A 12,565-nucleotide genomic window follows, 5' to 3' on the forward strand; every position below is an offset into this window, starting at 1 on the left:
TTCGCTGCGTTACATGACACGGCAACGTTATTGCGAGGCGCTACGAATATTTTACCGAATAATGACGCGGATCTACGGACAGGTGATTTATAGACCCGACGGCGCAGCGCCATCGGGTGGAGAGGATCAGCAAAAACGCATGGAGAGATCGAGCGCGCGCACGTGCTTGGTCAGCGCGCCAACGGAGATGAAATCCACCCCGGTTTCAGCAAATTCGCGTAAGGTTTCCGCGGTGACGTTGCCGGATACTTCCAGCCGCGCCTGGCCGTTGACGCGTTTCACCGCCTCGCGCATCTGGTCGGTGTTGAAATTATCCAGCATGATAATATCCGCGCCTGCTTTCAGCGCATCGTCCAGTTCATCCAGATTTTCGACCTCGACTTCTACCGGCACGTCCGGATGTAGCCAGAACGCTTTTTCCACCGCCTGACGAACCGAACCGGAGGCGATAATATGGTTTTCTTTAATCAGGAACGCGTCAGTGAGGCCCAGACGATGATTGGCGCCGCCGCCGCATAAAACCGCATATTTGAGCGCGGTGCGCAGACCCGGCAGCGTTTTACGCGTGTCGAGCAACTGGGTTTGGGTGCCAGCCAACAGTCCAACGTAGCGGCGTACTTCACTGGCGACGCCGGAAAGGGTCTGGACAAAGTTTAGCGCCGTGCGCTCGCCGGTCAGCAATACGCGAGCCGGGCCGTTCAGTTCAAACACTGTTTGGTTGGCGTGAATGGCGTCGCCGTCATCGACATGCCAGGTGAGGCGCACATCATCGCCCGCCAGTTGGATGAAGACCTCTTCAACCCAGCGCTTGCCGCAGAAAACGCCGTCTTCACGAGTGATCACCGTGGCATGGGCTTGCGTATCTGCCGGCAAAAGTTGCGCGGTGATATCGTTGCCAGCATCGACTTCTCCACCTAAATCTTCACGCAGCGCCTGAGCAACGGCGGCAGGGATATCGAGATTAATGCGTTCCAGTAGCGCGTCACGTCGGTCGTCTGGGTTATAACGGCGAGGCGGCATGATAAAACTCCAAATTGCTAACGAATCATAAGGTAGAAACATGCTACTCTGAAGCAGCTATAAGCACCACTCAAAAGGAGACTCCGCATGTTGCCAGATAAGGGTTGGTTGGTAGAGGCGCGACGCGTCCCTTCTCCGCATTATGATTGCCGTCCGGATGACGAAAAACCGTCCTTGCTGGTGGTGCATAATATTAGCCTGCCCCCCGGCGAGTTTGGCGGTCCGTGGATCGATGCATTATTCACCGGAACGATAGATCCAGACGCCCATCCTTTTTTTGCAGAAATCGCTCATCTTCGTGTTTCGGCCCATTGTCTGATTCGTCGCGACGGTGAAATCGTCCAGTATGTGCCTTTTGATAAGCGTGCGTGGCATGCGGGCGTGTCAAACTATCAGGGGCGGGAACGTTGTAATGATTTCTCCATTGGTATTGAGCTGGAGGGGACGGATACGCTGGCTTATACCGATGCGCAGTATCAGCAGCTAGCCGCCGTGACGCGCACGCTTATCGCTAGCTATCCGGCGATCGCCGACAATATGACCGGACACTGCAACATTACGCCTGACCGCAAAACGGACCCTGGCCCTGCCTTTGACTGGCCGCGCTTTCGCGCTTTGGTAGCCCTCTCGTCGCACAAGGAGATGACATGACGCTGTTTACGACATTACTGGTGCTGATTGTCGAGCGCCTGTTTAAGCTGGGCGAGCACTGGCAGCTCGATCATCGGCTGGAGGCGCTATTCCGTCGGATTACGCATTTTTCGATGTTGCGCACGATGGGAATGACGGCGATCGCGATGGTGGTGACTTTTCTACTGCTCCAGGCGTTAAAAGGGCTGCTATTTAACGTGCCGACGCTGGTGGTGTGGATTCTCCTGGGCGTGCTGTGTATCGGCGCGGGCAAAGTGCGAGTACATTATCACGCCTGGCTGAAAGCGGCGTCCCGTAACGATCCGCATCCTTGCGAGGCGATGGCCAGCGAGCTTACGCTGATTCACGGCGTGCCGCCGGATTGTAATGAGCGTGAATTTTTGCGTGAGCTGCAAAATGCGTTGTTATGGATAAATTTCCGTTTTTACCTCGCACCGCTATTTTGGTTTATCGTTGGCGGTCCGTGGGGGCCGGTAACGCTGGTGGGCTATGCGTTTTTACGGGCCTGGCAGACCTGGCTGGCGCGCTATCAGACGCCGCACCAACGTTTGCAATCCGGCATTGACGCTATTCTTCATGTGCTGGACTGGATTCCGGTACGTCTGGCGGGCGTAGTGTATGCATTACTGGGGCATGGCGAGAAAGCGTTGCCGGCCTGGTTTGCCTCGCTGGCGGATCTGCATACTTCGCAATATCAGGTGCTCACACGTCTGGCGCAGTTCTCACTGGCGCGCGAACCGCATACTGACAAAGTAGAAACCCCCAAAGCGGCGGTGTCGATGGCGAAGAAGGCCTCGTTTGTGGTGGTGGTGATTATTGCGTTGCTCACCATTTATGGGGCATTAGTGTAGCGTTGTGCCGATGGCGCTAACGCTTATGCTGCCTACAATGGAAAAATCTGTAGGCCCGGTAAGCGTTAGCGCCACCGGGCAGTGCAACGGCTTAGATCGTATCGGCTGGCGGCACGCCAAAATCAGGCATCCCGTTTTCGTCCCAGCGCACCCGTTTCAGACGCGTATGGCGGTTGGGATCGTACAACGGATCGCCTTCAATTTCGGTGTAATTTCTCGCGTGGTACACCAGTACATTTTCACCTTCCGGCGTTTGCGTAAAGCTGTTGTGTCCCGGTCCATACTGGCGATTCTCATAGCTGGTGGTAAAGACCGGGCGCGGTGATTTATGCCAGTTGGCCGGATCGCGCGGATCGTCGTTTACGTTAATCCACAGTAATCCCATACAGTAGTTTTCATCGGTGGCGCTGGCCGAATAGCTGATAAACAGCTTGTCGCCATGCACCACGACGGCCGGACCTTCGTTAACCCAAAAACCCCGACACTCCCAGTCGTACTCTGGCTTACTGAGTCTTACCGGCTCGCCTTTAATCGTCCACGGATTTTCCAGTTCAGCCAGATAAATATTTGAGTTACCGGCAATATCCGGCGCTTTTTGCGCCCACAGATACCACTGCTTTCCCTGATGATAAAAAGTGGTGGCATCGAGGGCGAAGGTATCAAACGGTGTTTTAATTTGACCTTTCTCCGTCCACTTGCCGGTGAGTGGGTCGGCATCGGCGCACTCCAGGGCAAACATGCGATGCTGGAACATTCCCAGCTTATCAAGCGCTTGAGTATGGGTAGCGGCAAAATAGATGTACCACTTGCCGTTGATGCGGTGCATTTCCGGTGCCCAGATGAGCTGGCTCATCGGGCCGCTTTCCGGTTTACGCCAGACGACAACGGGGTCGGCGGCGCGCAACCCTTCCAGCGAATTAGCCCGGCGGATTTCCAGCCTGTCATATTCCGGTACGGAGGCAATAAAGTAGTAATCGCTGCCGTCGCGTAAAATAAACGGATCGGCACGTTGTTCAATAAACGGGTTTGGCCAGTTTGCCATCAGGCTTTCCTTACGCTTTCAGCGGCGTTGAGCTCCTGCAACTCACTCAATTCGCGGTAATTAGTGCGACGTTTTTCCAAATCGTCCTGGATTTTTTTCATCAGTTCACGGTCAACTTTCAGCAGACGTACCACGCCTGCGGTAATCAGATAGCCAACGCCGGGGATAACGGTAAACAACAGCATAATACCGTTCATCGCCGAGGCGCTTTGCGCTTTGGCGCTGGCGTCATAACCGTACCAGGAGAGCAAAAAGCCGACCATCGCCCCGGCAATCGCCAGGCCCAGTTTCAGGAAGAACAGGTTACCGGAGAAGCTGATACCGGTAATGCGTTTGCCGGTTTTCCATTCGCCGTAATCATCGACGTCCGCCATCAGCGACCAGTGCAGCGGGGAAGGGATCTGATGCAGAATATTGAGCAGGAAGTAGAGCGCCACTATCATCACGGTGGCTTTCGGATCAAAGAAATAGAACGCGCAGGAGAAAATCGCCAGCGCAATATTGGTCCAGAAAAATACCTTCAATTTACACCAGCGATCGGTTAAGACTTTTGCCAGCATACTGCCGATCATCATACCGACCACGCCAAGACTAATAAAAAGCGTAGCGAAATGGGTGCTTTGTCCCATCACCCAGGTGACGTAATACATGGTCGCCGCCATACGGATAAACCCCGGGCAGACGTTACATAAGGTCAATAGCAGAATGCGTACCCATTGATCGTTTTTCCACACATCTTTGAAATCATTCTTCATATCATCGTGCGTCGGAACGGCAGGGCGGACGCGTTCGCGGACGCTGGCAAAGCAGAACAGAAACATACCCATGCCGATAATCGCCAGCACGGTCATCGCCAACTGATAGCCTTTGGCTTTGTCGCCGCCGCCAAACCAGTCCACCATCGGCAATAGCGTTAACGATAGCAACAGCGTCGCGATGCCGACTAATACGAAGCGATAAGCCTGACAGGCCACGCGCTCTTTTGGATCGTTAGTGATCACGCCGCCCAGTGAGCAATAGGGAATATTGATGGCGGTGTAGGTCACGGAAAGCAGAAAATAGGTGACGAAAGCATAGACAACTTTGCTGTTATAGCCCCAGTCCGGCGTCGTGAACATCAGAACGCTGAACAGCGCGTAGGGAAATGCAATCCACAGTAGCCAGGGGCGGAAACGACCATATTTACTTTGGGTACGATCGGCAAGCGCGCCCATCACCGGATCGGTAACGGCATCGATAACGCGTACTGAAAGGAGTAAAACACCGACTAACGCCGGGGCAAGACCAAAAATATCCGTATAAAAGTAATTAACAAACAGCATGATAGCGCCAAAAATAATGTTACATCCGGCGTCACCCATGCCATACCCGATTTTCTCTCTTACCGAAAGTCTGCCCTTATCCATTGAGACTTCTCCCCATCAGATGATGGCGGTAATTATTCGCCTGCGAGCTTTTTTTTGCGTAGCAGGATCACGCCGCTGATATGGATAAAATGGTTATACGTGGGAAACTGTGAGGCAGATAACACCCTCCCCGGACGGGGAGGGCGGAAAAGTAACGCCACGATCAGTGGGCTTTCACCGTTTTTGCCGTTTTTTCTTTACACAGGTAGCCGACGCCCAGGATGAGCAGCCATACCGGAATCAGCCACACGGAGATCGCCATACCTGGCGTCATCAGCATAATGATCAATACCGCCGCCATAAACAGCAGGCAGAGAACATTGCCGAACGGATAAAACAGGGCCGGGAAGCGGGTTTTCACGCCCTGCTGCTGTTTCGCGCGACGGAACATCATATGGGCAAGGCTAATCATCGCCCAGTTAATGACCAGCGCGGAGACCACCAGCGCCATCAGCAGTCCGAATGCGGACTCTGGGGCCAGGTAGTTGAGCAGCACGCACAACGCAGTCACGACGGCGGAAACCAAAATGGAGCTCACCGGCACGCCGCGTTTGTCGACGTTCAGCAGCGCTTTCGGCGCATTTCCCTGCTGGGCCAGACCGAACAGCATACGGCTGTTGCAGTAAACGCAGCTGTTATAAACCGATAGCGCGGCGGTGAGAACCACGATATTCAGCGCATTGGCGACAAACGTATCGCCCAGCTCATGGAAGATAAGGACAAATGGGCTGGTATCGGCGGTGACGCGAGTCCATGGCAGCAGCGAAAGCAGAACCGCCAGCGAGCCGATATAAAAAATCAGGATGCGATAGATAACCTGATTAGTGGCTTTGGGGATGCTCTGTTCCGGGTTATCGGCTTCAGCGGCGGTGATCCCTACCAGCTCCAGTCCGCCGAACGAAAACATAATAATGGCCATCATCATCACCAGCCCGGTCCAGCCATGCGGCAGAAAGCCGCCCTGTTCCCACAGGTTGCGCACGGTGGCCTGCGGACCAGCGGTATCGCTGAAGAGTAACCACGCGCCGAACAGAATCATAGCGATGACGGCGATCACTTTAATAATGGCGAACCAAAACTCCATCTCACCGAACACTTTAACGTTGGTCAGGTTGATGGCGTTGATAATCACAAAGAAGGCTGCCGCAGAAGCCCAGGTGGGGATCTCCGGATACCAGAACTGGATATATTTACCCACTGCGGTCAGTTCCGCCATGGCAACTAATACGTACAGCACCCAGTAGTTCCAGCCGGAAGCGAATCCGGCAAAGCCGCCCCAGTATTTATAGGCGAAGTGGCTAAAAGAGCCGGCGACCGGTTCTTCAACCACCATCTCCCCCAGCTGGCGCATAATCAGAAAGGCAATAAAGCCTGCAATCGCATAGCCCAGGATAATTCCTGGCCCCGCCGACTGAATAACGGAGGCGCTTCCCAGGAACAAGCCTGTCCCTATCGCGCCGCCCAATGCGATAAGCTGAATATGGCGGTTTTTCAGGCCGCGCTTGAGCTGCTCGCCGTGCTGCTGACTGTCCATCATAAAACCTCGTGTATCGGGCGCGGTTTATTCATAACGCGCTTATTTTGAACGATGCAGTAGTGCGTGTGTAAGTTTGCAATTCCGCTTTTTGTATTGATTTATTTACAAGCTCGTTTTTTAAAATGTCACTTCAACTCTTTCGTCTTGATCAGAATAATGGTATGTGGCCGCGAATGCACCTGCTTTGTGCAGGGGTGATGACGAGTTGCGTAAAAAGAAAGCACTTGTAAATACCTCCTTTTATTTTCCCTTACAGATGTTAATTTGTTTTTATTCATTATTTATGCATAAAAATGCATTTAATCTACTGTTGAATCGGTTCAGATGAGATTTTTTATCGTTTCAAATACGTTAAATCTACCTCCTGGTGGGTAAATTTAACATTTGTGCACAGTTACAGTTTTGAAACATGATTTCTGTAAAATTGTTAAAATGTGCCTCCTTTACTGATTTCAATCAAAACCTGTATGGACAGAAGGTGAATACTTTGTTACTTTAGCGTCACAGACATGAAATTGGTAAGACCAATTGACTCCGGGCAAATGGCTTAAGACAGGAAATCATGGCCTACAGCAAAATCCGCCAACCAAAACTCTCCGATGTGATCGAGCAGCAGCTGGAGTTTTTAATCCTTGAGGGAACATTGCGTCCCGGAGAAAAACTCCCACCGGAACGTGAACTGGCAAAACAGTTCGACGTCTCCCGTCCCTCCTTGCGCGAGGCGATTCAACGTCTCGAAGCGAAGGGATTGTTGCTTCGTCGTCAGGGCGGCGGAACCTTCGTGCAGAGCAGCCTGTGGCAGAGCTTTAGCGACCCGCTGGTGGAACTGCTCTCCGATCACCCTGAATCCCAGTTTGACCTGCTCGAAACGCGCCATGCGCTGGAAGGCATTGCGGCTTATTACGCGGCGCTGCGCAGCACCGACGAAGATAAAGACCGTATTCGCGAGCTGCACCATGCTATTGAGCTGGCGCAAGAGTCCGGCGATCTGGATGCCGAGTCCGAAGCCGTGCTCCAGTATCAAATCGCCGTCACCGAAGCGGCGCACAACGTGGTATTGCTTCATCTGCTAAGGTGTATGGAGCCGATGCTGGCGCAAAACGTGCGGCAGAACTTCGAATTGCTGTATGCGCGTCGGGAGATGCTGCCGCTGGTGAGTACGCATCGCACCCGTATATTTGAAGCCATTATGGCCGGAAAACCAGAAGAAGCGCGTGAAGCGTCACACCGACATCTGGCGTTTATCGAAGAGATTATGCTGGACAGAAGCCGTGAGGAGAGCCGTCGTGAACGCGCTTTACGCCGCCTGGAACAGCGCAAGAATTAGTTTTTTCTGGCAGAACGTTAACCAGAAGATGTTGTGAATAACGCGCAAAAATGTGCGCGGCAACTAAACGCAGAACCTGTCTTATTAAGCTTTCTCACGAAAGTTTAATGGGACAGGTTCCAGATAACTCAACGTATTAGATAGATAAGGAATACCCCCATGTCAGAACGTTTCCAAAATGACGTGGATCCGATCGAAACTCGCGACTGGCTACAGGCGATCGAATCGGTCATCCGTGAAGAAGGTGTTGAGCGCGCTCAGTATCTGATTGACCAACTGCTTTCTGAAGCTCGTAAAGGCGGCGTGAAAGTCGCGGCAGGCGCAGGGGCCAGTAATTACATCAACACTATTGCCGTTGAAGACGAACCGGAATACCCGGGTAATCTGGAGCTGGAACGTCGCATTCGTTCTGCGATCCGCTGGAACGCCATCATGACCGTGCTGCGCGCGTCTAAAAAAGACCTTGAGTTGGGCGGCCACATGGCGTCCTTCCAGTCTTCCGCCACGATCTATGATGTCTGTTTTAACCATTTCTTCCGTGCGCGCAACGAACAGGATGGCGGCGACCTGGTGTACTTCCAGGGCCACATCTCTCCGGGCATCTACGCTCGCGCGTTCCTGGAAGGTCGTCTGACCCAGGAACAGATGGATAACTTCCGTCAGGAAGTTCACGGCAATGGCCTCTCTTCCTATCCGCACCCGAAACTGATGCCGGAATTCTGGCAGTTCCCGACCGTCTCTATGGGTCTGGGCCCAATCGGTGCTATCTACCAGGCGAAATTCCTGAAATATCTGGAACACCGCGGCCTGAAAGATACCTCTAAACAAACCGTTTACGCCTTCCTCGGCGACGGCGAGATGGATGAGCCGGAATCCAAAGGCGCGATCACCATCGCCACCCGTGAAAAACTGGACAACCTGGTCTTTGTTATCAACTGTAACCTGCAGCGTCTTGACGGCCCGGTCACCGGTAACGGCAAGATTGTTAACGAACTGGAAGGCATCTTTGCAGGTGCTGGCTGGAACGTTATCAAAGTCATGTGGGGCGGTCGTTGGGATGAACTGCTGCGTAAAGACACCAGCGGTAAGCTTATCCAGCTGATGAACGAAACCGTTGACGGCGACTACCAGACCTTCAAATCCAAAGACGGCGCTTACGTGCGTGAGCACTTCTTCGGTAAATACCCGGAAACCGCAGCCCTGGTGGCCGACTGGACCGATGAGCAGATTTGGGCGCTGAACCGCGGTGGTCACGATCCGAAGAAAGTCTATGCTGCACTGAAAAAAGCGCAGGAAACCAAAGGCAAAGCGACCGTAATCCTGGCCCATACCATTAAAGGTTACGGCATGGGCGACACCGCGGAAGGCAAAAACATCGCTCACCAGGTGAAGAAAATGAACATGGACGGCGTGCGTTACGTCCGCGATCGTTTCAACGTGCCGGTTGCCGATGCTGATCTCGAAAAACTGCCATACATTACCTTCCCGGAAGGTTCTGAAGAACACAAATACCTGCATGAACGCCGTCAGGCGCTGCATGGCTACCTGCCAAGCCGTCAGCCGAACTTCACCGAGAAGTTAGAGCTGCCTCAACTTTCAGATTTCGGCGCGCTGCTGGAAGAGCAAAGTAAAGAGATTTCCACTACGATCGCTTTCGTGCGTGCCCTGAACGTGATGCTGAAGAACAAGTCGATCAAAGATCGTCTGGTTCCGATCATCGCCGACGAAGCGCGTACTTTCGGTATGGAAGGTCTGTTCCGTCAGATTGGTATCTACAGCCCGAACGGCCAGCAGTACACCCCGCAGGACCGTGAGCAGGTTGCTTACTACAAAGAAGACGAGAAAGGCCAGATTCTGCAGGAAGGTATCAACGAGCTGGGCGCAGGCGCATCCTGGCTGGCTGCGGCGACCTCTTACAGCACCAACGATCTGCCGATGATCCCGTTCTACATCTACTACTCTATGTTCGGGTTCCAGCGTATCGGCGACCTGTGCTGGCAGGCTGGCGACCAGCAGGCTCGCGGCTTCCTGATCGGCGGGACTTCCGGTCGTACTACGCTGAACGGCGAAGGTCTGCAGCACGAAGATGGTCACAGCCACATTCAGTCGCTGACTATCCCGAACTGTATCTCTTACGACCCGGCTTACGCTTACGAAGTGGCTGTCATCATGCATGATGGTCTGGAGCGTATGTACGGTGAGAAACAAGAGAACGTTTACTACTACATCACCACGCTGAACGAAAACTACCACATGCCGGCCATGCCAGCAGGTGCCGAGGAAGGTATCCGTAAAGGTATCTACAAACTCGAAACCCTCGAAGGTAGCAAAGGTAAAGTTCAGCTGCTGGGCTCCGGTTCTATCCTGCGTCACGTGCGTGAAGCAGCACAGATCCTGGCGAAAGATTACGGCGTAGGTTCTGACGTATATAGCGTGACCTCCTTCACCGAACTGGCGCGTGATGGTCAGGATTGTGAACGCTGGAACATGCTGCACCCGCTGGAAACCCCGCGCGTTCCGTACATCGCTCAGGTGATGAACGACGCTCCGGCTGTAGCATCTACTGACTATATGAAACTGTTCGCCGAGCAGGTTCGTACTTACGTACCGGCTGACGACTATCGCGTACTGGGTACGGATGGCTTCGGCCGTTCCGACAGCCGTGAGAACCTGCGTCACCACTTCGAAGTTGATGCTTCTTATGTGGTTGTTGCAGCGCTGGGCGAACTGGCTAAACGTGGCGAAATCGACAAGAAAGTGGTAGCGGATGCGATTACCAAATTCAACATCGATGCAGATAAAGTTAACCCGCGTCTGGCGTAAGAGGTAAAAGAATAATGGCTATCGAAATCAAAGTACCGGACATCGGGACAGATGAAGTTGAAATCACCGAGATTCTGGTCAAAGTGGGCGACAAAGTGGAAGCTGAACAGTCGCTGATCACCGTAGAAGGCGACAAAGCCTCTATGGAAGTCCCGTCTCCGCAGGCTGGCGTCGTGAAAGAGATCAAAGTCTCTGTCGGCGACAAAACCGAGACCGGTGCACTTATCATGATTTTCGATTCCGCCGAAGGTGCAGCCGACGCTGCACCTGCTAAGGCAGAAGAGAAGAAAGAAGCGGCGCCGGCAGCAGCACCTGCTGCGGCAGCGGCGAAAGACGTTCACGTTCCGGATATCGGCAGTGACGAAGTTGAAGTGACTGAAGTGATGGTGAAAGTGGGCGACACCGTAGAAGCTGAACAGTCGCTGATCACCGTCGAAGGCGACAAGGCCTCTATGGAAGTTCCTGCTCCGTTTGCAGGCACCGTGAAAGAGATCAAAGTGAACACCGGTGATAAAGTCTCTACCGGCTCTCTGATTATGGTCTTCGAAGTGGCGGGTGAAGCAGGCGCAGCAGCACCAGCGAAAGCGGAAGCCGCTCCGGCTGCGGCTGCTCCAGCAGCAGCGACGGGCGTGAAAGACGTTAACGTACCGGACATCGGCGGCGACGAAGTTGAAGTCACCGAAGTGATGGTCAAAGTCGGCGATAAAGTTACCGCTGAACAGTCGCTGATCACCGTAGAAGGCGACAAAGCCTCTATGGAAGTTCCGGCTCCGTTCGCGGGTACCGTGAAAGAAATCAAGATCAGCACCGGCGATAAAGTGAAAACCGGTTCTCTGATTATGGTCTTCGAAGTAGAAGGCGCAGCGCCTGCGGCCGCTCCGGCTAAACAGGAAGCGGCGGCGCCGGCTCCGGCGGCGAAAGCTGAGAAGCCTGCTGCCCCGGCTGCAAAAGCGGAAGGCAAATCTGAGTTCGCTGAAAACGACGCGTACGTTCACGCTACTCCGCTGATTCGCCGTCTGGCGCGCGAGTTTGGCGTCAACCTGGCGAAAGTGAAAGGCACCGGTCGTAAAGGCCGTATTCTGCGCGAAGACGTTCAGGCTTACGTGAAAGACGCTATCAAACGCGCGGAAGCTGCGCCGGCTGCTGCGGGCGGCGGTATCCCGGGTATGCTGCCGTGGCCGAAAGTGGACTTCAGCAAGTTTGGTGAAGTTGAAGAAGTGGAACTGGGCCGTATCCAGAAAATCTCTGGCGCGAACCTGAGCCGTAACTGGGTGATGATCCCGCACGTTACGCACTTCGACAAAACCGATATCACCGATCTGGAAGCGTTCCGTAAACAGCAGAACGCCGAAGCTGAGAAGCGCAAACTGGATGTGAAATACACGCCAGTGGTCTTCATCATGAAAGCGGTTGCCGCTGCTCTGGAACAGATGCCGCGCTTCAACAGCTCTCTGTCCGAAGACGGTCAGCGTCTGACCCTGAAGAAATACATCAACATCGGCGTGGCGGTTGATACCCCGAATGGCCTGGTGGTTCCGGTCTTTAAAGACGTGAATAAGAAGAGCGTGACCGAGCTGTCTCGTGAACTGACCACCATCTCCAAAAAAGCGCGTGATGGTAAGCTGACCGCTGGCGAAATGCAGGGTGGTTGCTTCACTATCTCCAGCATCGGCGGCCTGGGAACTACCCACTTCGCGCCGATTGTTAACGCGCCGGAAGTGGCTATCCTCGGCGTTTCTAAGTCGGCGATGGAACCGGTGTGGAATGGGAAAGAGTTTGTGCCGCGTCTGATGATGCCTATCTCTCTTTCCTTCGACCACCGTGTGATCGATGGTGCTGATGGTGCGCGTTTCATTACCATTATCAACAATATGTTGTCTGACATTCGCCGTCTGGTGATGTAAGCGA

At 53.6% G+C, this 12,565-nt stretch carries 9 protein-coding genes and 17 other annotated features (1 of these 26 cut by a window edge); of the genes, 5 read left to right on the forward strand and 4 right to left on the reverse strand.

Going from position 1 to position 12,565, the window contains the following annotated elements:
* Window positions 1-126: 126 nt before the first annotated feature.
* Window positions 127-1,033 (reverse strand): quinolinate phosphoribosyltransferase gene (nadC, locus tag STM0145; protein ID NP_459150.1). Within the gene, window positions 127-1,020 belong to an annotated coding region; the region does not span the whole gene.
* Window positions 1,028-1,033 (reverse strand) — a ribosome-binding site (putative RBS for nadC; RegulonDB:STMS1H000524). Its footprint overlaps the gene before it by 6 nt.
* Window positions 1,034-1,094: 61 nt before the next feature.
* Window positions 1,095-1,100: a ribosome-binding site (putative RBS for ampD; RegulonDB:STMS1H000525), on the forward strand.
* Here nadC and ampD point away from each other — a divergent pair.
* Both ampD and ampE read left to right on the forward strand, forming a co-directional pair.
* Window positions 1,095-1,671, forward strand: a protein-coding gene (ampD, locus tag STM0146; RefSeq protein NP_459151.1) for an N-acetyl-anhydromuramyl-L-alanine amidase. Within the gene, window positions 1,108-1,671 belong to an annotated coding region; the region does not span the whole gene. (Overlaps the previous feature by 6 nt.)
* Window positions 1,657-1,662: a ribosome-binding site (putative RBS for ampE; RegulonDB:STMS1H000526), on the forward strand. (Overlaps the previous gene by 6 nt.)
* The gene (gene ampE / locus STM0147; protein ID NP_459152.1) for a putative transmembrane protein occupies window positions 1,657-2,522 on the forward strand. Within the gene, window positions 1,668-2,522 belong to an annotated coding region; the region does not span the whole gene. The genes ampD and ampE overlap by 15 nt, the downstream gene beginning before the upstream one ends.
* Before the next feature lie 91 nt (window positions 2,523-2,613).
* Here the strand turns inward: ampE and STM0148 are convergent.
* The 3 genes from STM0148 to aroP form a co-directional block, all read right to left on the reverse strand.
* The gene (locus tag STM0148; protein NP_459153.1) for a putative cytoplasmic protein occupies window positions 2,614-3,576 on the reverse strand. Within the gene, window positions 2,614-3,564 belong to an annotated coding region; the region does not span the whole gene.
* Window positions 3,564-4,981, reverse strand: a protein-coding gene (locus STM0149) for a putative permease of the Na+:galactoside symporter family (protein ID NP_459154.1). Within the gene, window positions 3,564-4,970 belong to an annotated coding region; the region does not span the whole gene. The genes STM0148 and STM0149 overlap by 13 nt, the downstream gene beginning before the upstream one ends.
* Window positions 3,571-3,576 (reverse strand) — a ribosome-binding site (putative RBS for STM0148; RegulonDB:STMS1H000527). It overlaps the preceding gene by 6 nt.
* Window positions 4,976-4,981: a ribosome-binding site (putative RBS for STM0149; RegulonDB:STMS1H000528), on the reverse strand. (Lies within the gene STM0149.)
* 152 nt (window positions 4,982-5,133) lie before the next feature.
* Window positions 5,134-6,566, reverse strand: a protein-coding gene (gene aroP, locus STM0150) for an APC family aromatic amino acid transporter (RefSeq protein NP_459155.1). Within the gene, window positions 5,134-6,507 belong to an annotated coding region; the region does not span the whole gene.
* Window positions 6,510-6,515 (reverse strand) — a ribosome-binding site (putative RBS for aroP; RegulonDB:STMS1H000529). (Overlaps the previous gene by 6 nt.)
* Window positions 6,542-6,550: a -10 signal (putative -10_signal for aroP; RegulonDB:STMLTH004492), on the reverse strand.
* Window positions 6,558-6,566: a -35 signal (putative -35_signal for aroP; RegulonDB:STMLTH004492), on the reverse strand.
* A 3-nt stretch (window positions 6,567-6,569) precedes the next feature.
* Window positions 6,570-6,592, reverse strand: a protein binding site (putative binding site for TyrR, RegulonDB: STMS1H000391).
* Window positions 6,592-6,616, reverse strand: a protein binding site (putative binding site for TyrR, RegulonDB: STMS1H000393). (Overlaps the previous feature by 1 nt.)
* 290 nt (window positions 6,617-6,906) lie before the next feature.
* Window positions 6,907-6,915 (forward strand) — a -35 signal (putative -35_signal for pdhR; RegulonDB:STMLTH004493).
* Here aroP and pdhR point away from each other — a divergent pair.
* The 3 genes from pdhR to aceF all read left to right on the forward strand — a co-directional run bounded on the left by pdhR (window position 6,907) and on the right by aceF (window position 12,561).
* The gene (gene pdhR, locus STM0151; RefSeq protein ID NP_459156.1) for a transcriptional repressor for pyruvate dehydrogenase complex (GntR family) occupies window positions 6,907-7,834 on the forward strand. Within the gene, window positions 7,070-7,834 belong to an annotated coding region; the region does not span the whole gene. (Overlaps the previous feature by 9 nt.)
* Window positions 6,934-6,942 (forward strand) — a -10 signal (putative -10_signal for pdhR; RegulonDB:STMLTH004493). Its footprint overlaps the gene before it by 9 nt.
* Window positions 7,018-7,040, forward strand: a protein binding site (putative binding site for PdhR, RegulonDB: STMS1H000337).
* Window positions 7,061-7,066: a ribosome-binding site (putative RBS for pdhR; RegulonDB:STMS1H000530), on the forward strand.
* A gap of 146 nt (window positions 7,835-7,980) precedes the next feature.
* Window positions 7,981-7,986: a ribosome-binding site (putative RBS for aceE; RegulonDB:STMS1H000531), on the forward strand.
* Window positions 7,981-10,657, forward strand: a protein-coding gene (gene aceE, locus STM0152) for a pyruvate dehydrogenase, decarboxylase component (protein NP_459157.1). Within the gene, window positions 7,994-10,657 belong to an annotated coding region; the region does not span the whole gene. It overlaps the preceding feature by 6 nt.
* Window positions 10,658-10,663: a ribosome-binding site (putative RBS for aceF; RegulonDB:STMS1H000532), on the forward strand.
* Window positions 10,658-12,561, forward strand: a protein-coding gene (aceF, locus tag STM0153) for a pyruvate dehydrogenase (protein ID NP_459158.2). Within the gene, window positions 10,672-12,561 belong to an annotated coding region; the region does not span the whole gene. Its footprint overlaps the feature before it by 6 nt.
* Window positions 12,552-12,565, forward strand: a protein binding site (putative binding site for FIS, RegulonDB: STMS1H000144) (it continues 3 nt past the right edge of the window). It overlaps the preceding gene by 10 nt.

The sequence above is a fragment of the Salmonella enterica subsp. enterica serovar Typhimurium str. LT2 genome (assembly GCF_000006945.2).
Classification (GTDB): domain Bacteria; phylum Pseudomonadota; class Gammaproteobacteria; order Enterobacterales; family Enterobacteriaceae; genus Salmonella; species Salmonella enterica.